We start from the raw sequence: 25,450 nt of genomic DNA on the forward strand, positions 1-25,450 counted from the left end.
GCGGTTTCACCGCTCTGATCGTGGCGCAATCGTGCGCTGGTTGACTTTGATACTCGCGCCAATCGCCTGTTTCAGATTGTAAGCCATGCGCAGGCGGAGTTGCTGATCAAGGGCTTTCGCGAATGCGCCGGTGCGCATTGCAATTGGGCGTGACATCATTGAGCCATGGGCAACAGATTGCAAAGCGATGATGGATTTTCTTTGCAAAGCAACGTATGGGCTTTGCACGTACCCGGAAAAGCGGTTTGTTCTGGGCAATGACATTGAAGATCGGCATCGCGTTTGACCGGATGTCCAAGAGGGTTCGCACACCATGGCAATCGGGATTTTTGATAGTGGTTTGGGCGGGTTGACCGTGCTGGATGCCGTACAAAAGCGGTTGCCCGATGTGCCGTTTGTTTACCTTGCCGATAGCGCGCATGCGCCCTACGGCGTGCGGACCGCTGATGATATTTTTGAATTGACCTGTGCGGCTGTCGCGCGACTTTTCGAAGCGGGGTGCAGTTTGGTTATTCTGGCCTGCAATACCGCGTCGGCGGCGGCATTGCGGCGCATGCAGGAATCGTGGGTGCCTCCGGACAAACGGGTGTTGGGTGTTTTCGTGCCCTTGATTGAAGCGATGACAGAACGCCAATGGGGCGACAATTCGCCGCCGCGCGAGGTCAATGTCAAACATGTGGCCCTTTTTGCAACCCCTGCGACGGTGGCCAGTCGGGCGTTCCAGCGTGAATTGGCCTTTCGTGCTATCGGTGTGGATGTGGAGGCGCAGGCTTGCGGCGGTGTCGTTGATGCCATCGAAGAGGGTGACATGATTCTGGCAGAGGCTTTGGTGCGCAGCCACGTGGACGCGCTGCGCCGCAAAATGCCCACGCCCGATGCCGCGATTTTGGGGTGCACGCATTATCCGCTGATGCAGCAACAATTTCAAAAGGCGCTTGGTGATGAGGTGCGCGTTTTCAGCCAGGCCAATCTGGTCGCTGAAAGCCTTGCCGATTACTTGGTGCGCCACCCGGAGATGGCAGGGTTCGGGGAGAGTGCGTTTCTGACGACCGGTGATCCGCATCGGGTTGGCGACCGGGCGACGCAGTTCTTGCGACGACAGATTACATTCCAATCTGCGTAACGTATAAACACTCTTCAAGACGGGTTTCACATGACTTATTCCATCGCAATTCTCGGGGCCTCCGGCTACACCGGAGCAGAGTTGATCAGGTTGATCGCCGATCATCCCGCCATGAAAATAACTGCGCTTGGCGCATTTTCCAAAGCCGGCCAAACCGTGACGGATGTCTTTCCGCATTTACGCCACCTGGATCTGCCACCTCTTTTGCAAATTTCTGAAATCGACTTTGCAAATATTGATCTGTGCTTTTGCGCGCTGCCGCATAAGACCAGCCAGGAGGTGATTGCCAGCTTGCCTCGCGATCTCAAGATTGTGGATTTGAGCGCGGATTTCAGGCTCCGCGACCCCGCGGACTATAAGAAATGGTATGGAAACGATCATGCGGCGGTGGCCTTGCAGAAAGAAGCGGTTTATGGGCTAACCGAGTTTTACCGTGACCAGATCGCATCCGCCCGGTTGGTTGCTGGGACCGGATGCAATGCGGCCACGGGGCAGTTTGTCCTGCGGCCATTAATCTCGGCGAGATGCATTGATTTTGACGATATCATCCTCGATATGAAGTGCGCGGTCTCCGGCGCGGGCCGCAGCCTCAAAGAAAACCTGCTGCATGCGGAACTCTCTGAGGGGTATCATGCCTATGCCGTTGGTGGGACACATCGCCATTTAGGCGAGTTTGATCAAGAATTTACGGCATTGGCTGGGCGTCCTGTCCATGTGCAATTCACCCCGCATCTCATTCCCGCCAATAGGGGAATTTTGGCGACAGCCTATGTCAAAGGGGACGCCGTGAGCGTGCATGAAACATTGCAGGCGGCTTATGCAGAGGAACCCTTCATCCATGTGCTGCCCATGGGCCAAACCCCGAGCACGCGCCATATCCGTGGATCAAATTTCTGCCATATCGGAGTTGTGGGGGATCGCACGCCGGGGCGGGTGATTCTGGTCGGTGCGCTCGATAACCTCACCAAAGGATCGAGTGGGCAGGCGTTGCAAAACGCCAACCTAATGCTAAGTATCAAAGAGACGGAGGGGCTCATGATGGCACCTCTCTTTCCGTGAGGGTGCGATGAAGAGCCTTAAGAAACAACGACGTATACAGGTGATTGCGGTTGCTGCCGTGGCGTTAACGCTATCCACCGCCCTGATTGGCTATGCGATGCGGGACGGGATTAACTTTTTCCGCGCCCCAAGTCAGATCATTGCCGAACCCCCCGGACCTTCTGAGGTGTTTCGGATTGGTGGGTTGGTTGAAGAAGGCTCAATTGTGCGCGGTCAGGGCAAGACGATCAAGTTCAGCGTGACGGACGGTGGGGCGGTTGTGCCCGTGACATATACCGGCGTGCTACCGGATCTTTTTGAAGAAAACCAGGGCATGGTCGGCACGGGCCGTTACATTAACGGTGTCTTTGAGGCCTCTGAAATATTAGCAAAACATGATGAAACCTATATGCCCTCAGAGGTCGTTGACGCCTTGAAAGCACAAGGCGTTTACAAGGGCGTCGAAGGGTAGCACCGCACGCTGGGGTCAAACGGAATTAACCTCTCTAAGTCCATCTTTGTCGCTGCGACAGGCAAGCAAAGGGGACATGCATGCAAACCGTCAGAGAAATCGCATCCGAAATCGTGGCGCGCGAAGGCGGGTTCGTAAACGACGAAGATGATCCGGGCGGGGCCACCAATTTTGGCGTGACCATCCATACGATGCGCACTTTGGGGATTGATCTGGACCGGGACGGCGTCGTCACCGTGTCCGATGTGCGCGCGTTAACCCGCCTACAAGCGATTGAAATCTTCGAAAGACACTACTTTGAAAAACCACTAATCGCGCTTTTGCCGCCCGCCTTGCACGCCACTGTTTTCGACATGTACGTCAATGCGGGCAGCAATGCGATCAAGATTTTGCAACGGCTTTTATGTGATATGGGGCATCAGGTCACAGTTGATGGCGCCTTGGGTCCGCAGAGCATCGCGGCGACACAGGTTGCCTTTGAAACCGCTGCGCACCATCTGGCGGACGCCTATGGCATCGCGCGGCGTAATTATTATTTCCGCATTGCAGATCGTCGATCGGCAAGTCGCAAATATGCGCGCACCCGCAGAGGCGGCAAGGGCGGATGGATCAAACGCGCCGAGGAATTCATCTCGGCCCGATATCACCTGACAGAACAACAGTTTCAGCAAAGGGTCGCGTCATGGGTTTGATAACGGGGATTTTGAGCACGATTTTTGGCAACGGGCGCAACGTGATTGTCGACACGGCTGAGGTGTTTCGTGAAAATACCGAGGCCGGCGCATCACGATCCCAGGAATTGCGCCTTGAGGCGATGCAACAGTTTGCGCGAGAGTTTGAAGCTTCAAAACAGGGTTGGTTCGATCGCGTCATGGACGGCGTCAATCGGTTGCCGCGCCCGGCATTGGCTTTGGGGACATTGGGGCTCTTTGTGGCCGCGATGGTTGATCCCATCTGGTTTTCCGCGCGCATGCAGGGCATCGCGCTTGTGCCCGAACCGCTTTGGTGGCTGTTGGGCGTGGTGGTTTCGTTCTATTTTGGCGCGCGCCATCAGATTAAAAGCCAACAGTTTCAACGATCCATTGCCCAGACAATGGCCGTGGCACCCCAGGTGATCAAAAACATTACAACGCTCAACACCCTGAGGCCGACCAGCCCAGGGCTTGCGGACACAGGACATGATGCGCGCCTGTCCGCCCTTTCCGTTTTGCCCGATGGCAACTCCGCTCTTGCGGATTGGCAGGCGCGCCACAAACAGACCGCGACAAAGTGATGCGCTAAAAAGCGCGAATGTCATTGGACGTTTTTGCACGGCGGCGTATAGTTCGTTCATGATTACAGAATTTGGACATTTCGCGCTGATCCTGGCCTTTATCGTGGCCATTGTTCAGATGATCGTGCCGCTGATCGGGGCGCATAATCGTTGGCCTGCGTGGATGGCGGTGGCGGAACCCGCGGCCACCGCGCAGTTCTGGCTCACCGCGTTCTCCTTTGGGGCGCTGATGTATGCGTTTATCGTGTCTGACTTCAGCCTCCAGCTGGTCACGCTCAACAGCCATTCCGCCAAGCCGATGCTCTATAAAATCAGCGGCACCTGGGGCAATCACGAAGGCTCCATGCTGTTGTGGGTGTTGATTGTGACGCTTTTCGGGGCGATGGCGGCCTGGTTTGGCGGGAATTTGCCCCCCACTTTACGTGCGCGTGTGTTGGCGGTTCAATCCGCGATTGCGGTGGCGTTTTTCGCCTTCATCCTATTTACGTCCAACCCCTTCATACGCCTCGCGGTGCCGCCTTTTGACGGGCAGGATCTGAACCCGTTGTTGCAGGATCCCGGTCTCGCATTTCATCCGCCATTCCTCTATCTCGGCTACGTGGGCCTCAGCATGACGTTCAGTTTCGCGGTCGGGGCGCTGCTTGAAGGGCGCGTGGATGCGGCCTGGGGCCGTTGGGTGCGCCCCTGGACCCTTGCGGCTTGGGTATTTTTAACCATCGGTATCGCTTTGGGTTCCTGGTGGGCATATTATGAGCTTGGCTGGGGCGGTTTCTGGTTCTGGGATCCGGTCGAAAACGCCTCCTTCATGCCATGGCTGCTGGCCGCCGCGCTGCTGCATTCCGCAATCGTCGTGGAAAAACGTGAGGCCTTGAAAAGCTGGACGATCCTGCTGGCCATTCTCGCCTTTGGCTTTTCGCTGATCGGCACATTTATCGTGCGCTCGGGGCTTCTGACCTCCGTGCACGCCTTTGCCAATGACCCTGAACGCGGTGTGTTCATCCTGATGATCATGGCATTTTTCATGGGCGGTGCCTTGCTGCTCTTTGCCTTTCGGGCCAGCACAATGGAGGCGAAGGGCGTGTTTGGCGTGGTCAGCCGTGAAAGCGCGCTGGTGGCCAATAACCTCCTGCTCGCGGTGTCGTGCTTTGTCGTTTTTGTCGGCACGATGTGGCCGCTGATTGCCGAGATGTTCTTTGATCGCAAGCTCAGCGTGGGTCCGCCCTTCTTCAACATGGCGTTTTCGCCCTTCATGTTGGTGCTCGGTCTCATTCTGCCCATCGGGTCGGCCATGCCCTGGAAACGGGCGCGCATGCTGCGCGCGATGCGGCCGTTGAAATACGTATTTATACTGGCTCTGGCCATTGGCGGGCTGGTGTTTGCGATGCAGACAGGGCGCACTTTGTTGGGTCCCATCGGGATGTTTCTGGCCGCTTGGGTGGTCATGGGTACAATCGTCGATCTGGCACAACGCACGGGCCGGGGGCCGGGGCGTCTGGCACGGCTGACCCGTTTGCCGCGGGCGGATTGGGGCAAGATGATTGCCCATGCCGGTCTCGGCGTGACGATCATGGGGGTGTCCGGCCTGATGGCCTGGCAGCAAGAGGATATCCAGGTCGCGCAATTTGGTGAGCCTTTCGAGGTGGGCGGCTATACGCTGACGCTGAATGAGGTGGTGCGCAGCGAGGGGCCGAATTACCTCTCGACGACGGGCTACATCACCCTCTCGGAAAACGGCAATGTGATCGCGCAGCTGGAGCCGGAAAAACGCATTTATCCCGTGGCGCAGATGCCCACGACCGAAGCCGCCATTGACTATGATCTGGCGCGCGACGTCTATGTGGTGATCGGCGATGAGCAGGTTGGCGGCGGTTGGGCGGTGCGCACGTACATCAAACCGCTCACCAACTGGATATGGATCGGGTGCGGCCTGATGTCGCTCGGCGGGTTGTTCAGCCTGTCGGATCGACGTTTCCGGGTGGCTGCGGGCGCGCGCAGCAAATCGGCCTCACCGGTGCCAGCCGAATGATACCCCGTATCAGCCTCGTCCTGTTGCTGCTGGCGAGCCCGCTTTGGGCGATGGATCCATCTGAAATGTTGCAGGATCCGGCACTGGAGGCGCGCGCGCGTGTCATTGATCACGAGTTGCGCTGTGTGGTCTGCCAGTCGGAATCTGTGGCCTCTTCCAATGCCAATTGGGCCGAAGACGCGCGCCGCACGGTGCGCGAGCTTTTGGACGGGGGCGCGAGTGACGATGATGTGATGGATTTCTTCGTCGCGCGCTACGGCGAATTCGTCCTGATGTCCCCGCGTGTGAGCGGGTCGAACTGGCTTTTATGGGCTGCGGGGCCGCTGATGCTGCTCACCGGGCTTGGGCTGGGCATCGGGTATATTCGCGGGCGCTCCAAACTGACATCGCCGCAGGAAGCCGTCCTGTCCGAAGCAGAGGCGGCGCGGTTGCGCGAAATCATGAAAGAGTGACGCTTCGTTGCTCTGTTCTGATGCGCTCATTTTGATATGACGGGGGCAAGCCCGAAGAAAAAGGAACCCCGATGGATTATCAAACCCTGATGTGTGACACAGAAGACGGCGTCGCAACGATTACCCTGAACCGCGCGGAAAAGATGAATGCGTTGAGCACGCAGATGCGCGCCGAAATTGCCTATGCCGTGTCCGAGGCGGGCAAGACCGCCCGTGTCGTGGTCTTGACCGGGGCAGGGCGCGCCTTTTGTTCGGGGCAGGATCTGGGCGACCGGGTCAGTGCGGCGAACCTTGATCTGGAACGCACCCTGCGCGATGAATATGCACCGATGTTGCGCGCCATCACCGAGTGTCCTGTGCCCACGATTGCTGCCGTGAATGGGGCCGCCGCGGGGGCCGGTGCCAATCTGGCGCTGGCCGCTGATGTGGTCATTGCAGCGGAAAGCGCGTATTTTTTGCAGGCTTTTGCGCGCATCGGTCTGATCCCGGATGCGGGGGGGACCTATGTTCTGCCGCGCACGATGGGGACCGCCAAAGCGATGGGGGCGGCGCTTTTTGCCGATAAGATCACCGCGCGTCAGGCAGATGACTGGGGCATGATCTGGGAAGCAGTTCCGGATGACGCCTTTGTGGCCCATTGGCGCGCGCGCGCGCAGCATTTGGCGCAAGGACCCACCGCCGCCTATGCCGCGATCAAGAAAGTGATCCGTGGCAGCTGGGACAACAGCATGGAAGATCAGCTGAGCTTTGAGGCGAAACAGCAGGGCGCTTGCGGCAAATCGCGAGATTTCAAGGAAGGGGTCCTTGCTTTCACCGAAAAACGCCCTGCACGTTTTGAGGGACGCTAAGACTGCGCGGCTTTCGCACTGACCCTCCCCAATCCTTTTAAGGCCGCGCCGAAGACTGGCTCACATGGCGCGATCAGCTCAAGACCCTCCGCCGCGTGGGCAGCGCCATTTTGGCATCGCGCGCCCTGTCTCAGGAGACGGGCGCGCCCCATCGATCAACGGTTTTCGATATCCTCGTAGTTGCGCGCAGTGCTGCCAAGATAGAGTTGGCGAGGACGCCCGATTTTATTCTGCGGATCGGCTATCATCTCTTTCCACTGCGAAATCCAGCCGACCGTCCGGCTGAGCGCGAAAATGGGTGTGAACATGGAGGTCGGGAACCCCATGGCTTCAAGGATAATACCGGAATAGAAATCCACATTCGGGAAGAGTTTCTTTTCGGCAAAATAGGGATCGGCCAGCGCTGCGGCTTCCAGTTCCTTGGCAACCTGTAGGATCGGATTGTCCTCAACCCCGAGCAGATCGAGCACCTCATCGGCGGATTGCTTCAAGACTTTCGCGCGCGGGTCAATGTTCTTATAAACCCGGTGCCCAAATCCCATCAGGCGGAAGGGATCATTTTTATCTTTCGCGCGGGCGATGAATTCGGGAATACGATCCGGCGTACCGATCTCGTTGAGCATCTCAAGACAGGCCTGGTTCGCCCCGCCATGCGCCGGACCCCAGAGGCAGGCAATGCCCGCCGCGATACAAGCGAATGGGTTTGCCCCGGATGAAGAGGCGAGCCGCACGGTGGAGGTTGACGCATTCTGTTCGTGATCCGCATGCAACGTGAAAATGCGGTCCATCGCCCGGCTGAGGATCGGGTTGACCTCATAATCCTCCGCAGGCACGGCAAAGCACATGCGCAGGAAATTGGAGGCGTAATCCAGATCGTTGCGCGGATAAACGAAGGGCTGCCCGATGGTGTATTTATAGGCCATCGCGGCGATGGTCGGCATTTTTGCAATAAGACGGATCGAGGCGACTTCGCGCTGCCAGGGATCGGATATATCGGTGCTGTCGTGATAGAAGGCGGACATGGCACCGACCACGCCAGTCATAACGGCCATTGGATGCGCGTCCCGGCGGAATCCGCGGAAGAAATTCATCATCTGCTCATGCAGCATGGTGTGGTTGGTCACCCGGCATTCGAAATCTTCGAGCTCGGCGGGTGTGGGCAACTCACCATAGAGCAGCAGGTAACAGACCTCGAGGTAATGCGACTGACCGGCAAGTTGGTCGATCGGATATCCCCGGTGCAGCAATTCACCCTTATCCCCATCAATGAAGGTGATTGTACTGTCGCAGCTCGCCGTTGAGGTGAAGCCCGGATCATAGGTGAATACACCCGCCTGCGCATAGAGTTTGCGGATATCCACCACATCCGGCCCCGCGGTCGGGGAGAGGATCGGCAGATCGAATTCCTTACCGTCAATGCTCAACTTCGCGGATTTTGTATTTTCAGACATGCGTGGTCCTTCCTGTCATTCTTGCGGGCGCACCTGACGTGCGGCTTCTGACGCGATCTGCGTCCAGTCGTTTATCGGTGCCGGGTCATCCCCCTGCATCCTCTGCGGCATCGCTCAATCGGGCGAGGGTCTCTTGCTGGCCCAGAACCAGCATCATGTCAAAAACCGAAGGTGTTGCGGCACGCCCCGAAAGTGCGGCGCGCAGAGGTCCGGCCAGCTTGCCGAATTTCGTATCCTTGCTCTGTGCAAACCGGTTCAGCACGTTCTCCAGATTTTCCTTCCCCCAGCTATCAGTTTGCAAATGCGGCGTCAATTCTCTGAGCATACCACGGGATACCGTATCCAGGTGCCGCGCGGCTTTCTCATCTTGTTCTACCGGACGAGTCGTTAACGCAAAGTGTGCTTTTTCAAGGAGTTCAGGCAATGTCTTTGCCCGCTCCTTGACGCAGGGCATGGCACGTAACAACATGTCTGACTGCGCCTGTGACAAGGGGGCCTGCCCGGAGGCCTCAAGATAGGCGACAATTTCATGCTGCAACGCGGCGTCATCGGCCTGCGCGATATGCTGTCCCGACAGGTTTTCCAGTTTCTTCACATCAAAGCGGGCAGGGCTTTTGCCGATCCCGGAGAGGTCGAACCAATCCTTTGCCTGCGCATCGCTAAAGAACTCATCATCTCCATGGCTCCATCCCAGGCGCGCCAGATAATTGCGCATCCCCGCCGCCGGATACCCCATGGCCTGATATTCCTGCGCGCCCAGAGCGCCGTGGCGTTTGGACAGTTTCTTACCATCCGGCCCATGGATCAGCGGGATATGCGCCCAGACCGGCACCTCCCAGCCCATCGCCTCATAGATCATCATCTGACGCGCCGCATTATTGAGGTGATCATCGCCGCGGATCACATGGGTCACCCCCATATCATGGTCATCAACGACAACCGCCAGCATATAGACGGGCGTGCCATCCGAACGGAGCAGGACCATGTCGTCGAGCTGATCATTACGGATCGTGACGTCACCCTGGACGCGATCCCGGATGATGGTCTGCCCGGTCTGGGGCGCCTTTATGCGAATGACAAAGGGGGCATCCGGATGGGTCGCAGGGGCGGCATCGCGCCAGGGCGAGCGGTAGAGGGTGTTTTGCCCCGCCGCGCGGGCTTGCTCGCGGAAGGTTGCGATTTCCTCCTGGCTTGCGAAACACTTATAGGCCTTGCCCGCCGCCAGCAGCTCATGCGCCACGGCGCCGTGGCGGGGGGCATTCTCGAACTGGCTGACGATCTCGCCGTCATGATCCAGCCCGAGCCAGCCCATGCCTTGCAGGATCGCCGCCGTTGCCTCCGGCGTGGAACGTGCGCGGTCCGTATCCTCGATGCGCAGCAGAAATTTGCCCCCCCGACCGCGCGCATAAAGCCAGTTGAAAAGCGCCGTGCGCGCGCCCCCGATGTGCAGAAATCCGGTAGGAGAGGGGGCAAAACGGGTGACGACGGGCGCTGACATGCTTGCGTTTACCTTTCAGTAACCATGAGGGGCGTAAATCTAGACCGTCTGTCTATCCAGTGCGGTGGACGGGGGCAAGGAGGTGCGGCGTGTTCCAAATCCGGGCGATCTTGCTCGAGCAGCGCGGCGCGCTGTTTGAATGGGTGCCGATTTGTCTGGCCATTGGTATTGGTTGGTATTTCCTGATCCGCTTTGAACCCTCGGACACCTTTTTGGGCGCGATCGGTTTATCCGCAATCACTTGCCTGGGTCTGGCGCGCTTGCTGGGGGATGCGTTTCGTCCGTTACTGATCGCTACGGCGCTGGTCGCCACCGGTTTTTTACTGGCCGCATACCGCGCGCATGATGTCGCAAGTCCGGTGATGGGGTGGCGCTATTACGGCCCGGTGGAAGGGCGCATCGTCAACATTGACCGCAGCGGCTCGGATGCGCTGCGCCTGACCCTCGATGAGGTAGTGCTGGAACGCACGCCACCGGAACGCACGCCGGAACGGGTGCGCATATCGCTGCACGGCGATCAGAGCCTGAGCGTCACCCCCACGCCGGGCCTGCGGGTGCTTACCACAGCGCATGTCTCCCCCCCCGGCGGGCCGGTCGAGCCGGGTGGTTTCGATTTCCAACGCCATGCGTGGTTTGGCCAATTGGGCGGCGTCGGGTATTCACGGGTCCCTTTGCTGGCGATTGCACTGCCAGAGGATGGCCGGCTTGATCTGGTGATTTTCCGGGTGCGCATGGCGGTCGCTGCGCGCATGCTTGAGGTCCTGCCCGGTGATGTCGGTGGCGTGGCGGTGGCGGTCACAACCGGCTCGCGCAGCGCCATCAGCCAGGAGGCGCTTGAGGATTTGCGCGCCAGTAATCTGGCACATCTATTGGCGATTTCGGGCTTGCATATGGGGCTGTTGACCGGCTTCGTCTTTGCCTTGCTGCGCGTCTCAATCGCGCTGATCCCGCCGCTGGCTCTGCGCATCCCCGCGCGCAAAATGGCGGCGGGTGGGGCGTTGATCGTGGCCTGCTGCTACCTCGCCTTGTCGGGCGGGAATGTGGCGACCGAGCGCGCCTTCATCATGGTCGCCGTGGCCCTGACGGCCTTGATGCTGAACCGGCGCGCGATCAGCCTGCGCGCGGTTGCCATTGCCGCCACCATCGTGCTGTTCCTGCGCCCCGAAGCTCTCCTGGGGCCGGGGTTCCAGATGTCCTTTGCCGCCACCACGGCGCTGGTTGCGGTCTTTGGATACATGCGGGATCATCAGATCTCGATGGGTCCCACCTGGGCAAAGCCGGTTGTTGCTGTGCTGATCTCTTCGGGCGTCGCGGGTCTGGCAACGGCCCCCATTGGGGCGGCGCATTTCAACGCGCTCTCACATTACGGGTTGCTGGCCAATCTGACCTCGGTTCCGATGATGGGCACGGTTGTGGTCCCGGCGGCGGTTGTAGCGGCGCTGCTGGCACCCTTTGGGCTGGATTGGATCGGTCTTTGGGTCATGGGCCTGGGGCTGCGCTGGATTCTTGAGGTCGGCACTTTCATCGCGCATCTGGACGGTGCGCGTTCCTTCGTGCACGGACCGGGCATTGCCGTCCTGCCCATGATTGCCCTGGGGTGCCTGTGGCTTTGTCTGTGGCAGGGGCGGACGCGGATGGTTGGCATCCTCCCTGTCATTGCGGCCTTCTGGCTCTGGGTTGATACAGATCGCCCCATTGGATTGATCGCGGAAAACGGCGCGTTGGTGGGGATCATGACCGCCGAAGGGCGCGCGCTCAGCAAGGCGAAAGGCGCTGGTTTTGTTGCGCGCAACTGGCTCGAAAACGACGGTGAGATGACCGATCAGGGCACAGCCGCCGCGCGCTGGCAGGACAGGCGCGCCACCCTTCTGCCCGGAGGCACTCGTATCACACATCTGGCGGGCAAAAAAGCCGTGGCGGGGTTCCGGGGCTGCACCCAGGATCAGATCATCGTGGCAAATCTCGACCTGCCCAAAACCGCAACCGGCTGCGTCCTGCTGGATCCCGCGCGCATGAAAAACATGGGCGCGGTCTATATCACAACGGGCGCAGAGGGCGTAAAACTGATATCTGTCAGGGACGTCACCGGCGACCGGCTCTGGTCACCCTGGCACAAGCCAAAACGCGGTGATCAATAGGTCCGGATCAGCCCGACCAGCTTGCCCTGCACCTTGACCTGATCATCCCGAAAAACCCGCGTTTCATAGGCAGGATTTGCCGCTTCGAGCGCAATGGTCTGACCTTTGCGCCTATAGCGTTTGAGGGTTGCCTCATGGTCCTCAACCAATGCCACGACGATATCGCCATTATCCGCCACACTGGTTTCCTTGATCACCACGACATCGCCGTCGTTGATCCCGGCCTCGATCATCGAATCTCCGCGCACTTCAAGCGCGTAATGCTCGCCCGATCCCGACAACATCTGGCTTGGCACTGTGACATTGTGGGATTGCTGGTTGATCGCTTCGATCGGCACGCCCGCGGCGATCCGACCCATCAGTGGCAATTCGGTCGAAAAAGCGGTGGTGACACCCTGTGCTGCGGGCGGCATGGGGGCATCGGGCTTATCCCCCTCGATCACGCGCGGGGTGAACCCGGCAGTTGGCGCGCCGCCAAGGCTCTCGGGCAATTTCACAATCTCCAATGCGCGCGCCCGGTGGGCAAGGCGGCGAATGAAGCCGCGCTCTTCCAGAGCCGTGATCAGCCGGTGAATGCCGGATTTCGAGCGCAGATCGAGCGCCTCTTTCATTTCATCAAAGCTGGGAGGCACGCCATCGCGCTGCATGCGCTTTTGAATGAACTCCAGCAAATCCAACTGCTTCTTAGTGAGCATCTTTTGGTCCTCCGACGCCTGAATTTGCATTTGTTCTAGGGATGTTCCCGTTTTGTGTCAACGTTTTCTTAAGGGTTTCACAGCGCCAGATAGGAGACAGTGTCACCAACTGCGCGCGCGGGGTCATGTGGTGGGCGCACGAGAAGTGCGTTTGAATGCGCCAGAACAGTCAAAAGCGAGCTGTCCTGGCGATCAAAGGCGCGCAACCCTTCGGGATCAACACTGGCACGCATGTAGTGCTCGCGCGGTCCGTTGGCCGGCAAGGGGGCGGCGAGTTGTGTCTGCAAGCGGGCCATCGCGCGCGCAGGCAAGCCCAGCATTGCGCAGACCAACGGGGCCACGAAAACCGTTCCACAGACCAGCGCCGAAACGGGATTGCCAGGCAGGCCAATCATCGCCGCCCCCTTCAATCGCCCGGCCATCAGGGGTTTGCCGGGACGCATGGCGACCTTGTAAAATGACTGCTCCATGCCCAGCTCCGCCGCCACGGGCGCTACCAGATCATGGTCCCCAACGGACGCACCGCCGATTGTGATGATCAAATCCGCACCGCCCGTCAGCGCAAAGGCGGTCTTGAGCGCGGCAGGGGTATCGCGTGCAATCGGTATCATGCGGGTCTCGGCGCCAATGGCCTCAAGCTGCGCGGCAAGCCCGAATGTATTGGAGGCGATGATCTGATCCGCTCCGGGCACCTCACCGGGCATGACCAATTCATCCCCCGTCGCCATGATGGCCACAATGGGCCGCCGCGTGACCGGGACAATCGCGATGTTCATGGCCGCCAGAAGTGCGACGTCGGGCGCTCCAAGGCGGCGCGGGGCCTTGATGACATCGCCGCGTTTGAAATCGCCCCCCGCCGGACGGATGTTATCCTTGTCGCCAATCTCGCGGTTCAGCGTGATCAGATCGCCGCGCCGTGTCACGTCCTCCTGAATCACAACAAAATCAACGTCTTGGGGGATTGGCGCACCGGTGAATATCCGCACGCATTGACCCGGCCCGATGCGGCCCGAAAACCCGTGGCCTGCTGCGGCCTCGCCAACGACTTTGAACATCGCATCCGGCTCCATCTCAGAGCGGCGCAGCGCATAGCCGTCCATTGAGGAGGCATCAAAAGGCGGCTGCGTGCGGGTCGCAACGGCATCCCGCGCCAGCACCCGACCGGCGGCCTGGCGCAGCGGCACAGATTCCACCTCGAGCGGGGTCACCAGACTGAAAAGATGCTCAAGCGCCTCAGCGACGGGTATCATTGTGCCTCGAACCGTCCGGACTTGCCACCGTCTTTAAGAACGACGCGCAGGTCATTGATTATCATGCCTTTATCAACAGCTTTTGCCATGTCATATACGGTCAGCGCAGCAACAGAGGCGGCGGTAAGAGCTTCCATCTCAACGCCGGTTTGACCCGTTGTCTTGACAGTGGCTTCGATGTGAAAGCCGGGCAAAGCGGCATCGGGGGTAAATTCGACGGCGACCTTGGTAATCGGCAGCGGATGACAGAGCGGGATAAGATTAGAGGTCCGTTTTGCCGCCATGATCCCGGCAAGCCGCGCCACGCCTAGAACGTCACCCTTTTTGGCGCGACCATCTATAATGATATCATATGTTTCTGGCATCATCTTAATGTTACAGCCCGCTGTTGCCACACGGTCCGTGATCGGTTTGTCGCCCACATCTACCATATGGGCGTCGCCCTTGGCGTCAAAATGCGTGAGTTTGCCCGTCACGTCACATGCCCCCTGCGGTCATCGGGTTGGCCAGCAAATCGCGCGTGGCCTGAGCGACATCCGCCTGGCGCATCAGGCTTTCGCCAATCAGAAAGATCCGCGCCCCATAGCGCGCCATATCGGCAAGATCTGCAGGCGTGCTCAGACCGGATTCGGATACGATCAACCGGTCTTCGGGGACATCGCGAGACAGGGTGCGCGTGGTATCAAGGGTTGTCTCAAAGGTCTTTAAGTTGCGGTTGTTGATGCCGATCAGACGGCTCTTGAGACGGCCGGCGCGCACAAGCTCTTGCCCGTCATGCACCTCAATCAAAACATCCATGCCCCAGTCAACGGCGGCGGCTTCCAGTTCAAGCGCCTGATCGTCACTGACGGAGGCCATGATGATCAAAATACAATCGGCCCCCAAGGCGCGCGCCTCGGCGACCTGATAGGTGTCATAGATGAAATCCTTGCGCAGAACCGGCAGATCACAGGCGGCGCGCGCTTGCACGAGGTATTCTTTGGCTCCCTGAAAACTTGGCGTGTCCGTCAACACTGAAAGGCACGTCGCGCCACCCTCGCTGTAGGCCTCTGCCAGCGTTGCCGGATCAAAATCGGCTCTGATCAACCCTTTGGAGGGGCTGGCTTTCTTGATCTCGGCGATCAACCCGTACCCATGAAACGTCGCATGGTGCAACGCATCCCCAAAGGGGCGCACGGGGGGGGCTTCACGTGCTTCCGCTTCGACCTCTGCAAGGGGCTTGGCGGCCTTGTCTGCGGCCACTTCGTCCAATTTATAGGCTTTGATCTTTTCAAGGATGGTATCGGTCATATGTTCTCCGGCGCATGCGTCCAGTTTATGGCCTGCGCGCCGCGCGCCTGCAACCATGCATTGACCCGACTGAAGGGGCGCGAGCCGAAAAACCCACGCCGTGCAGAGAGAGGCGAGGGATGGGCCGTTTCGATTTTCAGATTTGCGGTCGGATCGACGTGCCGCGCGGTTTTCTGCGCGCCCGCGCCCCAGAGCAGATAGGCGCGGGGTTGATCCTCCAGCCGGTCTAGGATGTCGCCCGTCAGACTTTGCCAGCCGAGCTTGTCATGCCCCTTGGCTTCCCCGGCGGGAACGGTCAGGATGGTGTTGAGCAGCAAGACGCCCTGATCGGCCCAGAACCCCAGATCCGCGTTGGGGGGGGCGGCCCGCAGATCATCCTGCATTTCCTTGAAGATATTGCCCAGGGATCGTGGCAGGGGACGGGTTTTTGCATCCGCTGAAAACGCAAGGCCATGGGCGTGACCCGGTGTCGGGTAGGGGTCCTGACCGAGAATGACGACCTTGACGGCCTCCGGCTGTACCCGTTCCAGAGCCCGAAACACCAGGCCGGGGGGCGGTAATATCTGGCGCTGATCTGCGCATAGCCGCGCCTTGATGTCGTGCCAGTCGCGTGCAAAAAAGGGCAATTGCGCCCAGTCTCCAATACCGCGCAGCGCACAGTCGCTCACGCTGTCTGGGTGATTTTGGCGACGGCGGCGATTTTATCCTGGGCTGCCCCGCTGTCAATGGCTGCCGCTGCGCGCGCCACGCCTTCCCTGAGGTCCGAAACGGCATCTGCCACGAGGAGTGCGGCGGCGGAATTCAACAGAACTGCATCGCGGTAGGCCGATGCCTGACCGTCCAGCAATGCTTTGAAATCTCGTGCATTTTCTTCGGGTGTACCCCCAACAATCGCCTCGAAAGGATGCACTGGCAACCCGGCGTCCTCCGGGTGGACCTCATGATCCGTAACGGAACCATCCGCATTGAGGGCCGCGACCCAGGACACACCGGTGATGGTCAATTCATCCGTGCCATCCGAGCCATGCACGAGCCAGGCCTTTTCGGATCCCAGAGCGCGCAGCGTCTCAGCCATCGGGCGGATCAGATCGCGCGAAAACGCGCCTGTCAGCTGACGTTTGACGCCCGCCGGATTGGTCAGCGGGCCCAGAATGTTGAAAATCGTGCGCGTCCCCAATTCGGCCCGCGTCGGCATCACATGAGCAATCGCAGGGTGGTGCATCGGGGCCATCATGAAGCCGATCCCGGCCTCGATTAATGCCTTTTCCACGATTTTAGGACCGACCATGACGTTCAGCCCCATTTGGGTCAGCGCATCGGCGGCACCGGATTTCGAGCTGAGGTTGCGGTTGCCGTGCTTCGCCACGACGACGCCCGCACCGGCCACCACAAAGGCGGTTGCGGTGGATATATTCAGCGTGCCCTTGCCGTCACCCCCGGTGCCAACGATGTCCATCGCCCCCTTGGGCGCGCGCACTGCATGGCATTTGCGCCGCATCACGGCGGCGGCGGCGGCATATTCGTCGACGGTTTCGCCGCGCGTGCGCAGCGCCATCAGAAAACCGCCTATCTGGCTAGGCGTGGCTTCGCCGTCAAAGAGGATTTCAAAGGCCGCCTCGGCCTGCTCCTTGCTCAAGGCACCGCTCGCGGCAGCCCCGATCAAAGGTTTCAGCGCATCACTCATGCCGGCACCTTCATTTCATTGAGGAAGTTCTGCAACAACGCGTGACCATGCTCCGAACGGATCGATTCCGGGTGGAATTGAACCCCGTGGATCGGCAATTCGCGGTGCTGCAACCCCATGATCGTGCCATCCGCGAGGTCGGCTGTGATCTCCAGACAGTCGGGCAAAGTGTCGCGATCCACGGTCAGCGAATGATAGCGCGTGGCGGCAAAAGGCGCGGGCAGCCCGGCAAAGAGGCCGGTGCCGTTATGTTCGATCTGGCCCATCTTGCCATGCACGATGTCGCGGGCCTGAACCACCTTGCCACCAAAGGCCTGCCCGATGGTCTGATGCCCCAAACAGACCCCCATCAAGGGCGTGCGGGTTTCCGCCGCGGCCTGGGTGATTGCAAGGCAAATTCCCGCCTGATCGGGATCGCAAGGTCCGGGCGAGAGTAAAATACCGGCGGGGTTCATCGCCATGGCTTGTTGCACATCCAGCGCATCATTACGGTGCACGACAACATCCGCCCCCAGACTGCCCAGATAATGCAGAAGGTTATAGGTAAAACTGTCGTAATTGTCGATCAGCAGCAACATGGTCAAATCTTTGAATTCGGGGCTGGAGCAGGAGGGCCCGAGCGCGGTATATATGGTGCATACATGTTCAGGCTTGCAAGGCTGCGTCAAGGGGCGCAAACACGCACAAAAGGTCAGGACGTGACTGGAGCAGAAGGTCCCGCAGCGCAGGGCTTGACGCATGAAACGGGACGAGATGGGGTGAGCGGATCGTGGCACGAGGTTTTCTGAGCGGAGCTTTTTGGGGTGGCGCAGTGAGTATCTGTGCCTTGGCTGTGGTCTCGACAGTTGCGCCAGGTCCACGGAGGCCGGTGGAGACGGTCGCGGCACCCGCACCCGTCGCATCCCAAACGCCCGAGCCCGTGAGGCAGGTGGAAACCGCGCCGACGTCCGAGGTTGAGAGGGTCGCGCCAGCGCAGATCGCCGTTGCGCCACAGACCGTGGAGAGCTTTGAGGCCGTTGATGTGCCGGATGAAAATACCCGGAGCACGTCCAAACAAGCGCCTGCGCCCGAGCCAGATACACTGGCCGCTTTGCCGCAGGAGGCGACGGCATCCGCAGCGCAACCCGAAACAGGTGATGCCTCCGATCTGATCGACCCGGATGTGGATACCGGCGCGCCGAAAATTGAGACGAGCCGGCGTGAAGCGCCCGTGACCTCCAGCGCGCCAGCCGCCGGGTTGCAGGTACCTGGCGACACGCCGTCGCTCTCCGTTTCAACTGACCCTGCGCAGCCACCAATCGCGCCAGCCGATCCCGAGTTGGCCCTGAGCATTGACCCGGTGCAACCGATGCCGCCGCGGGCGGATGATATGGTTTTCGGGGGTACCGAAGAGGTTGATCCGCCCGAAAGCCCGCCCGGCATTGCCGCTTCGATTTCAGCAGACCCCGACCAGCCCCGCGCCCCTGCGGTTCCGCTTGAAACGCAGCCCTTTGAGGTGCCCGCGCCGGTGGACGATCTCGGGACCGTGTCACAGGATGCCGCCATTGCGGCGGATCGCGATGCAGAACCGGATGACATCTTGCCTGTGCCCCCGGTTGAAACGGAAAATCAAACGGTGTTTGCGCCAACCGATGGGCTGGCACCCCCTGAAGAGCCATCGCACCGAAAAGATGAAATGGACCCCCAGGGTTCTGCGGGGTCTACAAATAATGCGGCCTCCGAAGTCGTCACAAACAGGTTGCCGGTCGTGCGTGATCTGTCCGCCGAGGAGGTAAATTCCGGGCCTGCGCGTGATGTTGGCCCCTCCGAAGCGTCGCTGCCGCGCCCGGTGGAGCAATTTGCCGTGCGGTTTGACAACAGTGAAAACAAGCCCGTCATGGCCATCGTTTTGATGGATGAAGGCGTGGATCTGTCGCGCGGTAATATCGGTTTGCCCGCTTTGCGTCGTTTTCCCTATCCCGTTACATTTGCCGTGGACGCCAAATTGCCGGACGCCTCAGAGCGGATGATGGCGTATCGGGCTGAGGGGTTCGAGGTTCTCGCCCTCGTGGATCTGCCCGCAGGGGCGAGCGCGCAGGACGCCGAAGTGACCCTTTCTGTCGCGCTAGAGGCTGTGCCTGAGGCGGTCGGTGTGCTGGAAGGTGTCGGTGAAGGTGTGCAAGGCAGTCGCGATGCAGCCCAGCAGGTGGCGGATATTTTGGCGCAAACCGGGCATGGGTTTGTGACGCAAAACAACGGATTGAATACGGTACAGAAACTCGCAGCCAAATCCGGTGTGCCCTCGGCGGTGGTGTTTCGCGACTTTGACAGTGCGGAACAGACACCAACCGTCATCCGCAGGTTTCTGGACCAAGCGGCGTTCAAGGCGGGGCGTGAGGGCAATGTCATCATGCTGGGCCGGTTGCGCGAAGACACAATCTCCGCATTGCTGATCTGGGGGCTACAGGACCGGGCCAAAACCGTGGCATTGTCGCCGGTTTCCGCCACTTTGCAAAGTCAGTAGTGCATGTTTGCAAACTTAGTTTGCACAAAGGTCAGATAATTTCATCTTCGTCAAACAGGGGATCGGTTTCCAGCTGAGTCGCGAGATCCTCGACTGTATCCTCTGAAACGCGCGGACTCAGCGCGGCAAGATGGAACACCGCGTCCCCCTCGTTGACCACAGGCAGGATGGCGCGCCCGATCAGGATGCCCGGCGATGGGGCCAGCAGATCGGTTTCCTTGCCGCCGAAGGGATCGGACACCGTCGCCAGAACATCATCCGTCTCAACGGTTTCGCCCTCGGCGCGGAATGTGCGCAACAGCCCACCCGCCGGGGCGCGCAACCAGGTGGAGGATTTACAATAATAGGGTTCAACCTTGGCTTTGGCGATGCCTTTGGCTGGGATCATATCAAGACTACGCATCACGCGCAGAATGCCCATGACCCCGGCCCGCACCGCCATTTCGTCAAAGCGCAGACCTTCGCCCGCTTCATAGAGCAGTACGGGCGTGCCGCGCGCTGCTGCTTCGCCGCGTAAAGAGCCCTCGCGCAGCGGCGAGGTCAAAACAACCGGCGCGCCAAAAGCGGCGGCCATTTTCCGGGTCACGGCATCACCTGGTGAAACCCGGATCTGGGGCAGGTTGGTGCGGTGGATGGCGGCGGAGTGCAGGTCAACCCCGACATCACAGCGCAGCACCACCTCATTGAGGAAGATATGCGCGAGACGCGCGCCTAAAGACCCCGAAGGATGACCGGGAAAACAGCGGTTCAAATCACGCCGATCCGGCAGATACCGCGAGCGGTTGAGGAACCCAAATGAATTCACAACCGGGATGACCAACAAGGTGCCCCGCAGCGTCTTGAGTTGGGGCGCGCGCAACAGCCGCCGCACGATTTCCACACCGATGACCTCATCGCCGTGCACGGCAGCGGAGACAAAAAGCGTCGGCCCCACGCGTTTGCCATGATGCACCTGCACCGACAGATTGACAGGCGTGTGATCCGGCATTGTCGATACGGGCAGGTGCACGGTCTCACTGCTGCCGCGCGCGATCCGTTTGCCTGCGATTTCAAACGGGGCGTTGGGCATGGATCAGTCGTTCCCTTGTCCGGAAAAACGCGCCGCATCTGCCGCCGCGCGCCTGATCGCGTTGGATTTATGCACGGTTTCCTGGAATTCCGCCTCAGGGTCGCTGTCATAGACAACGCCGCCGCCCGCTTGAATATAGAGTTTTTGGTCCTGAACCACCGCGGTGCGCAGCGCGATACACATATCCATATCGCCCCCCGCGCTGAAATAGCCGACACCGCCGCCGTAAACGCCGCGCTTTTCCGGCTCCAACTCGTCGATGATCTGCATCGCGCGCACCTTTGGCGCACCCGATACGGTGCCTGCGGGCATGCCGGCGAAAAACGCATCGAGCGCGTCTTTGTCGTCGTGCAATTCGCCCACAACATTGGAGACGATGTGCATGACGTGGCTGTAGCGTTCGACGATGAATTCTTCGGTCGGGCGCACGGTGCCGATCTTGGCGACCCGGCCCACGTCATTACGCCCCAGATCGAGCAGCATCAGATGTTCGGCCAACTCTTTCTGATCGGCAAGCAGATCCGCCTCCAAAGCGTCGTCCTCTTGGGGCGTTGCACCGCGCGGCCGCGTGCCTGCGATGGGTCGGATCGTGACCTCACTGCCAAAGACCCGCACCAGGATTTCCGGGCTGGCCCCGATGACCTGAAAGCCGCCGAAGTTGAAATAGAACATGAAGGGCGAGGGGTTCGTGCGCCGCAAACTGCGATAAAGCGCGAAAGGGTCCTGTTTGAAATCCTGTGTCCAGCGTTGCGCCGGGACCACCTGAAAAATATCGCCCGCACGGATGTAGTCGCGCGCCGTTTCGACCGCCGCCTTATACCCTTCATGCGTGAAATTGCTGACCGGTTCGCCGGGGGCGTCTGCGTCGCCAAGGTTTCGCGTGGCCATCGGCATGGCGCGTTCCAGATCGCGCACCGCATCCATGACGCGTTCGGCGGCCTGTGCATAGGCGGCGCGCGCCGATTGCCCCTCCGCGACCCAGGCGGGGGACACCACGGTGACTTCGCCTTTGACCCCGTCCAGCACCGCCACCACGGAGGGGCGCAGCATCACCGCATCGGGCAGGCCGAGCGGGTCGGGGTTGATGTCGGGCAGGTGCTCCACCAGGCGCACCATGTCATAGCCGAGATACCCGAACAGGCCCGCCGCCGCCTGCGGCAGATCATCGGGTAACGCGATCTTGCTCTCGGCCAGAAGCGCGCGCAGGTTGTCCAGCGGATTGCCTTCTTGGTGCGTAAACGCCTCCCCATCATAGCGGGCGGCGCGGTTGATCTCGCTGCGTTCGCCGTTACAGCGCCAGATCAGGTCGGGCTTCATGCCGATGATGGAATAGCGCCCCCGCACTTCACCACCGGTCACGGATTCCAGCACGAAGGCGTTTTCGCAGGCCCCGGTGAGCTTCAGCATCAACGACACAGGCGTGTCCAGATCCGCGGCCAGCCGTGTATAGACGATCTGGTTGCGTCCCGCGCCATAGGCGTCTTCAAAGGCGTCAAATTGCGGTGTGAGCGCCATGGATCAGGGGAAATTCACATGCACGGCCTGCAAGGCCAGCGGGTTGATCTGAGGATTGGCGCGCAGGGTCACATCCCCGTTATAGATTTCAAAAATATCCTGTGCCAGCGCTTGCCCTGCCTGTTGCGCCAGCTGCGTGCGCAGGGCGGCGGTGTCTTCTGTCTCTTCGGGCGCGGCAATGCCGTCCAGTCTCACCACCACGATGGCGGCCTGATCCTCCAGAACCGCGACGTCGGCGAGGTTCATATCAAACACATCCGACATGAAACCGGGCGGGGTGCCCATGACGAAACTGCTGCGCAAGAGGTTCTCTTCGCGCACCGCGTCAAGGCCCAGTTCCGCAAAATCCGTTCCCTCCCGCAATTGCGGCAGTTGCGCGTCAACCTGCGCCGCCAGGGCGGCCGCGACTTCAGCGGATTGCCAATGCGCCAGCACGTCCTCGCGCACCTCTTCAAAGGGGGCGGGACGGGGCGGCAGAACCGCATCAAGGCGCAGGGCGAAAAGCCCGCCGTCATCCAGTTGTTCGATCTCGGGGAAATCTTCGACCGTCACGGCAAAGGCCGCGCGGCGGAAGGCTTCATAGGCGGCGATGTCATCCGTGCTCTGCGCGCTCCAGTCGATGGTGCCCAAAAGCATATCGCTGTCCGTGGCGAGCTCTTCGAGTGTGGCCCCCCCCGCGAGCAGATCGTCCAGATTTTCGGCCTGCGCCTCGACCAGGCGGCGGGCGCGATCGGCGGCGATCGCAGGGCGCAGGATAGGTTGCGCCTCCTCAAAGGGAATGAACAGCGCAGGCAGCACCGCATTCACACGAAATAAGGCAGGTCCAAGCGTGCTGGGCAACGGCCCGACAATCGCGCCGACCTGTGCGGCAAATACCTCTGCCCCGGCTTGCGCCAATTCGGCTTCGCTCACATCACCCAGATCGATATCTGCCAGCTCCAGCCCGCGCGCCTCAACGAGGCTTTCAAAACGCGCACCGGCATCCAGTGTGGATTTGGCCTCACGCGCGGCGGCATCATCGAAATAGGCAAGCCGTTCGACCAGACGACGTTCGGGTTGGTCAAATTCGGCGCTGCGCTGCTCATAAGCCTCGCGCAGGTCGGCCTCGGCAATCTCGACCTCGTCGATCAACGCATCCGGTGTGAGTACGGCATAGGTGATCTTCTTAGTCTCGGGCAGGGTAAAGACGTCAACATTGTCGTCATAATGTGCGCGCAGCGTGGCATCATCCGGCGCAGGGATCGGCGCGACAAGATCGCTTTCCTCCAACCGGGTCCAGGTAAAGCTGCGCTGTTCGCCCACAAAATTCACCAGCGTATCGACATAGGCGTCGGGCATGACAACACCGTTCAGGATCGCGCCCTGAATAAGGGTGCGCGCCACTTCTTCGCGCAGCTGGATTTCGAACTGCGCTTCGGTAATGCCATTCTGTTCCAGCGCAAAACGGTATCCGTCCCGGTCAAACGTACCATCCACACCCCGGAACGCGGATATTTCCAGAATGCGGTCGCGCAGGTTTTGATCGCCAATGGACAGGCCGATCTGCGCGGCTTCGTGATCGAGCGCACGGGTCGCAACGACGCGTTGCAGGACCGCGCGGTCCAGCCCGATTTGTTGCGCTTGCGCGAAGGGTAGGGGTTCGCCGGTCTGGCGCTGTACGGCCTGCATTTCTTGTTGCAACTGGCGCGCGTAATCATCGACGGCGACGGGCAGGTTGCCCACCGTGCCAATGGTGCGGATGTTCCCTGACAGGTTGGTGGCCCCAAAGCCAGCCAGACCCAGAATAAGCAGACCCATCAGAATCCAGACGGCGGTTTTTGAAATGCTAGACGTGCCCTTGGCCATAATCACCCTTTGCGCGCGCGGCGCTTGTCACAATTTGGCCTTCTGTCTATGCGCCCGCGCGCCGGGGGGCAAGGGGGCTCAGGGGCTTGTGTGCATCGCAATCAGACGCTCAAAGAGCACCTCAATGCCGCTAGTGTCCAGATTGGCAAAAGCGATGCGCAGCTGTTGCGTGCCATCAGGATCGATTTGAGGGCAAAACATCGTCCCCGGCAGGCACAGGATGCTCTGATCGCGCACCAGTTTGGGGGCAAGATCCGCCGAACTTATGGCAAACGGATGCGCCATATAGGCAAAATACGCGCCCGATCCCAGGAGACTCCAGCCCTGCGCGGCCAACCGGTGAAACCCGCTCTCAATGGCGCCGCGCCGCGTCAGTATTTCGTTGCGTTCCCCGGCGAGCCACTGCGCCAGGTTCTGCATCCCCCAAAGGGCCGCATGCTGGCCGATCTGGCCAGGACAGATGGCGACGGTGTCGAGGAATTTCTCGACCTCTGCGAGCCGGGCGGGCGCGGTCACGATGGCCCCGACACGGTGCCCGGTCAGCCGATATGCCTTGGAAAAGGAATAAAGGTGGATCAGCGTGTCATCCCAGTCAGGGTCCATGAACAGCCCGTGCGGTGCACCCGTTTGGCTATGAAAATCGCGGTAGGTTTCGTCAAGGATCAGCGCAATGCCATTGCGTCGCGCCAGATCAAAGAAGGCCTGTAAAAGCTCCGCCGGATATTCCACGCCAGCGGGGTTGTTGGGGGACACAAGCGCAATGGCGCGGGTGCGCGGTGTGATCAAGGCCTGCGCAGCCTCCGGGTCGGGCAGCAGGGCGGCGTCGGTTTTCAGCGCCACGGCTGTCACGCCGGACATGTCGAGCCACATCTTGTGGTTGAAATACCAGGGCGTCGGCAGGATGACCTCATCGCCCTCACCGCACAGAGTCGCAATCGCCGCGGCAAAAGCCTGATTGCACCCGGATGTGATCGCGACATGGGATGTGTTAATGGTGCCGCCGTAGATGCGTGTGCTCTGCGCCGCCAGTTCCGCGCGCAACGCAGGCAGGCCCAGCACCGGCCCATAAAGATGCGCGTCATCGCGGCTCAGCGCGACATCGGCCATGACCTGACGCAGCGCATCGGGTGGCGGCTCAACGGGGGCGGCCTGGCTGACGTTGATCAAGGGCCGCTGCGCAGGGAACGCCATCCCCTCAAGCCAACGACGTGCTTGCATGACCGGCGGGGCAAAGGTTGCCGCAGTTCTGACAATGCTCATCAACTCACTCCACGCCACGC

24 protein-coding genes are annotated in these 25,450 nt (G+C 60.3%); 10 read left to right on the forward strand and 14 right to left on the reverse strand.

Features of this window, described 5'->3' with window-relative positions; genetic code table 11:
- Positions 1-6 precede the first annotated feature (6 nt).
- A complete protein-coding gene (locus ROLI_RS09035; RefSeq protein ID WP_338469257.1) occupies positions 7-156 on the reverse strand; it encodes a hypothetical protein in 150 nt (49 codons plus the stop codon).
- A 157-nt stretch (positions 157-313) separates the two neighbouring features.
- Between ROLI_RS09035 and murI the strand changes: the two genes are divergently transcribed.
- From murI to ROLI_RS09075, 8 genes are all read left to right on the forward strand, one after another.
- Positions 314-1,123, forward strand: coding sequence for a glutamate racemase (gene murI, locus ROLI_RS09040; RefSeq protein ID WP_187429908.1), 810 nt, complete (start codon positions 314-316; stop codon positions 1,121-1,123).
- A 30-nt stretch (positions 1,124-1,153) separates the two neighbouring features.
- On the forward strand, positions 1,154-2,182 hold the full coding sequence (argC, locus tag ROLI_RS09045; protein WP_187429909.1) for an N-acetyl-gamma-glutamyl-phosphate reductase: 1,029 nt from the start codon (positions 1,154-1,156) through the stop codon (positions 2,180-2,182).
- 7 nt (positions 2,183-2,189) lie between these two features.
- A complete protein-coding gene (ccmE, locus tag ROLI_RS09050) occupies positions 2,190-2,633 on the forward strand; it encodes a cytochrome c maturation protein CcmE (RefSeq protein WP_187429910.1) in 444 nt (147 codons plus the stop codon).
- Between the two features lie 80 nt (positions 2,634-2,713).
- On the forward strand, positions 2,714-3,325 hold the full coding sequence (locus ROLI_RS09055; protein ID WP_187429911.1) for a holin-associated N-acetylmuramidase: 612 nt from the start codon (positions 2,714-2,716) through the stop codon (positions 3,323-3,325).
- A complete protein-coding gene (locus ROLI_RS09060; protein ID WP_187429912.1) occupies positions 3,316-3,906 on the forward strand; it encodes a holin family protein in 591 nt (196 codons plus the stop codon). The genes ROLI_RS09055 and ROLI_RS09060 overlap by 10 nt, the downstream gene beginning before the upstream one ends.
- A 58-nt stretch (positions 3,907-3,964) precedes the next feature.
- On the forward strand, positions 3,965-5,932 hold the full coding sequence (locus ROLI_RS09065; RefSeq protein WP_187429913.1) for a heme lyase CcmF/NrfE family subunit: 1,968 nt from the start codon (positions 3,965-3,967) through the stop codon (positions 5,930-5,932).
- Positions 5,929-6,384 (forward strand): cytochrome c-type biogenesis protein, encoded by a 456-nt coding sequence (locus ROLI_RS09070; protein ID WP_187429914.1) that lies wholly within the window; start codon positions 5,929-5,931, stop codon positions 6,382-6,384. Before ROLI_RS09065 ends, ROLI_RS09070 begins: the two co-directional genes overlap by 4 nt.
- Positions 6,385-6,455: 71 nt before the next feature.
- The gene (locus tag ROLI_RS09075) at positions 6,456-7,232 is read left to right on the forward strand and encodes an enoyl-CoA hydratase-related protein (protein ID WP_187429915.1); all 777 of its coding nucleotides are present in this window, start codon (positions 6,456-6,458) and stop codon (positions 7,230-7,232) included.
- A 155-nt stretch (positions 7,233-7,387) separates the two neighbouring features.
- Here the strand turns inward: ROLI_RS09075 and gltA are convergent, their stop codons facing one another.
- Together gltA and gltX are read right to left on the reverse strand one after the other, a co-directional pair.
- A complete protein-coding gene (gene gltA, locus ROLI_RS09080; RefSeq protein ID WP_187429916.1) occupies positions 7,388-8,683 on the reverse strand; it encodes a citrate synthase in 1,296 nt (431 codons plus the stop codon).
- 85 nt (positions 8,684-8,768) lie between these two features.
- Positions 8,769-10,181, reverse strand: a complete 1,413-nt coding sequence (gene gltX, locus ROLI_RS09085; protein ID WP_187429917.1) for a glutamate--tRNA ligase — start codon at positions 10,179-10,181, stop codon at positions 8,769-8,771.
- Positions 10,182-10,270: 89 nt separating this feature from the next.
- Here gltX and ROLI_RS09090 point away from each other — a divergent pair, with 89 nt between their 5' ends.
- Entirely contained in the window at positions 10,271-12,319 is a 2,049-nt protein-coding gene (locus tag ROLI_RS09090) for a ComEC/Rec2 family competence protein (protein ID WP_187429918.1), read from the forward strand.
- On the opposite strand, the gene lexA is transcribed toward ROLI_RS09090, so the two are convergent.
- From lexA to ROLI_RS09125, 7 genes are all read right to left on the reverse strand, one after another.
- Positions 12,313-13,014, reverse strand: a complete 702-nt coding sequence (lexA, locus tag ROLI_RS09095) for a transcriptional repressor LexA (protein ID WP_187429919.1) — start codon at positions 13,012-13,014, stop codon at positions 12,313-12,315. The two genes, ROLI_RS09090 and lexA, sit on opposite strands and share 7 nt — an antisense overlap.
- A gap of 77 nt (positions 13,015-13,091) precedes the next feature.
- Positions 13,092-14,264 carry a gephyrin-like molybdotransferase Glp gene (gene glp, locus ROLI_RS09100; RefSeq protein WP_187429920.1) on the reverse strand — a complete coding sequence of 391 codons (1,173 nt, stop codon included), beginning with the start codon at positions 14,262-14,264 and terminating at the stop codon, positions 13,092-13,094.
- Entirely contained in the window at positions 14,261-14,740 is a 480-nt protein-coding gene (gene moaC / locus ROLI_RS09105) for a cyclic pyranopterin monophosphate synthase MoaC (RefSeq protein WP_187429921.1), read from the reverse strand. Before moaC ends, glp begins: the two co-directional genes overlap by 4 nt.
- A 1-nt stretch (position 14,741) precedes the next feature.
- Positions 14,742-15,554, reverse strand: coding sequence for an indole-3-glycerol phosphate synthase TrpC (trpC, locus tag ROLI_RS09110; RefSeq protein ID WP_187429922.1), 813 nt, complete (start codon positions 15,552-15,554; stop codon positions 14,742-14,744).
- Entirely contained in the window at positions 15,551-16,222 is a 672-nt protein-coding gene (locus ROLI_RS09115; RefSeq protein ID WP_405049007.1) for a uracil-DNA glycosylase, read from the reverse strand. The genes trpC and ROLI_RS09115 overlap by 4 nt, the downstream gene beginning before the upstream one ends.
- On the reverse strand, positions 16,219-17,238 hold the full coding sequence (gene trpD, locus ROLI_RS09120) for an anthranilate phosphoribosyltransferase (protein ID WP_187429923.1): 1,020 nt from the start codon (positions 17,236-17,238) through the stop codon (positions 16,219-16,221). Before trpD ends, ROLI_RS09115 begins: the two co-directional genes overlap by 4 nt.
- Positions 17,235-17,816 (reverse strand): aminodeoxychorismate/anthranilate synthase component II, encoded by a 582-nt coding sequence (locus tag ROLI_RS09125; protein WP_187429924.1) that lies wholly within the window; start codon positions 17,814-17,816, stop codon positions 17,235-17,237. Before ROLI_RS09125 ends, trpD begins: the two co-directional genes overlap by 4 nt.
- A gap of 290 nt (positions 17,817-18,106) precedes the next feature.
- Between ROLI_RS09125 and ROLI_RS09130 the strand changes: the two genes are divergently transcribed.
- The gene (locus ROLI_RS09130) at positions 18,107-19,741 is read left to right on the forward strand and encodes a divergent polysaccharide deacetylase family protein (protein WP_316247439.1); all 1,635 of its coding nucleotides are present in this window, start codon (positions 18,107-18,109) and stop codon (positions 19,739-19,741) included.
- 31 nt (positions 19,742-19,772) lie between these two features.
- Here the strand turns inward: ROLI_RS09130 and ROLI_RS09135 are convergent, their stop codons facing one another.
- From ROLI_RS09135 to ROLI_RS09150, 4 genes are all read right to left on the reverse strand, one after another.
- Complete coding sequence (locus ROLI_RS09135) at positions 19,773-20,810, reverse strand: succinylglutamate desuccinylase/aspartoacylase family protein (RefSeq protein WP_187429925.1); 1,038 nt, start codon at positions 20,808-20,810, stop codon at positions 19,773-19,775.
- A gap of 3 nt (positions 20,811-20,813) precedes the next feature.
- On the reverse strand, positions 20,814-22,325 hold the full coding sequence (gene trpE / locus ROLI_RS09140) for an anthranilate synthase component I (protein ID WP_187429926.1): 1,512 nt from the start codon (positions 22,323-22,325) through the stop codon (positions 20,814-20,816).
- 3 nt (positions 22,326-22,328) lie between these two features.
- Complete coding sequence (locus ROLI_RS09145; protein ID WP_187429927.1) at positions 22,329-24,170, reverse strand: peptidyl-prolyl cis-trans isomerase; 1,842 nt, start codon at positions 24,168-24,170, stop codon at positions 22,329-22,331.
- 78 nt (positions 24,171-24,248) lie between these two features.
- On the reverse strand, positions 24,249-25,430 hold the full coding sequence (locus ROLI_RS09150) for an aminotransferase (RefSeq protein WP_187429928.1): 1,182 nt from the start codon (positions 25,428-25,430) through the stop codon (positions 24,249-24,251).
- Positions 25,431-25,450: the final 20 nt, after the last annotated feature.

It is taken from the genome of Roseobacter fucihabitans (genome assembly GCF_014337925.2).
Lineage (GTDB): Bacteria > Pseudomonadota > Alphaproteobacteria > Rhodobacterales > Rhodobacteraceae > Roseobacter > Roseobacter fucihabitans.

Excerpts from the sequence above, each read along its gene's own strand:
- ROLI_RS09035 (WP_338469257.1), bottom strand. The coding sequence starts at position 156 with ATGTCACGCCCAATTGCAATGCGCACCGGCGCATTCGCGAAAGCCCTT.
- murI (WP_187429908.1), top strand. The coding sequence starts at position 314 with ATGGCAATCGGGATTTTTGATAGTGGTTTGGGCGGGTTGACCGTGCTG.
- argC (WP_187429909.1), top strand. The coding sequence starts at position 1,154 with ATGACTTATTCCATCGCAATTCTCGGGGCCTCCGGCTACACCGGAGCA.
- ccmE (WP_187429910.1), top strand. The coding sequence starts at position 2,190 with ATGAAGAGCCTTAAGAAACAACGACGTATACAGGTGATTGCGGTTGCT.
- ROLI_RS09055 (WP_187429911.1), top strand. The coding sequence starts at position 2,714 with ATGCAAACCGTCAGAGAAATCGCATCCGAAATCGTGGCGCGCGAAGGC.
- ROLI_RS09060 (WP_187429912.1), top strand. The coding sequence starts at position 3,316 with ATGGGTTTGATAACGGGGATTTTGAGCACGATTTTTGGCAACGGGCGC.
- ROLI_RS09065 (WP_187429913.1), top strand. The coding sequence starts at position 3,965 with ATGATTACAGAATTTGGACATTTCGCGCTGATCCTGGCCTTTATCGTG.
- ROLI_RS09070 (WP_187429914.1), top strand. The coding sequence starts at position 5,929 with ATGATACCCCGTATCAGCCTCGTCCTGTTGCTGCTGGCGAGCCCGCTT.
- ROLI_RS09075 (WP_187429915.1), top strand. The coding sequence starts at position 6,456 with ATGGATTATCAAACCCTGATGTGTGACACAGAAGACGGCGTCGCAACG.
- gltA (WP_187429916.1), bottom strand. The coding sequence starts at position 8,683 with ATGTCTGAAAATACAAAATCCGCGAAGTTGAGCATTGACGGTAAGGAA.
- gltX (WP_187429917.1), bottom strand. The coding sequence starts at position 10,181 with ATGTCAGCGCCCGTCGTCACCCGTTTTGCCCCCTCTCCTACCGGATTT.
- lexA (WP_187429919.1), bottom strand. The coding sequence starts at position 13,014 with ATGCTCACTAAGAAGCAGTTGGATTTGCTGGAGTTCATTCAAAAGCGC.
- glp (WP_187429920.1), bottom strand. The coding sequence starts at position 14,264 with ATGATACCCGTCGCTGAGGCGCTTGAGCATCTTTTCAGTCTGGTGACC.
- trpC (WP_187429922.1), bottom strand. The coding sequence starts at position 15,554 with ATGACCGATACCATCCTTGAAAAGATCAAAGCCTATAAATTGGACGAA.
- trpD (WP_187429923.1), bottom strand. The coding sequence starts at position 17,238 with ATGAGTGATGCGCTGAAACCTTTGATCGGGGCTGCCGCGAGCGGTGCC.
- ROLI_RS09125 (WP_187429924.1), bottom strand. The coding sequence starts at position 17,816 with ATGTTGCTGCTGATCGACAATTACGACAGTTTTACCTATAACCTTCTG.
- ROLI_RS09135 (WP_187429925.1), bottom strand. The coding sequence starts at position 20,810 with ATGCCCAACGCCCCGTTTGAAATCGCAGGCAAACGGATCGCGCGCGGC.
- trpE (WP_187429926.1), bottom strand. The coding sequence starts at position 22,325 with ATGGCGCTCACACCGCAATTTGACGCCTTTGAAGACGCCTATGGCGCG.
- ROLI_RS09145 (WP_187429927.1), bottom strand. The coding sequence starts at position 24,170 with ATGGCCAAGGGCACGTCTAGCATTTCAAAAACCGCCGTCTGGATTCTG.
- ROLI_RS09150 (WP_187429928.1), bottom strand. The coding sequence starts at position 25,430 with ATGAGCATTGTCAGAACTGCGGCAACCTTTGCCCCGCCGGTCATGCAA.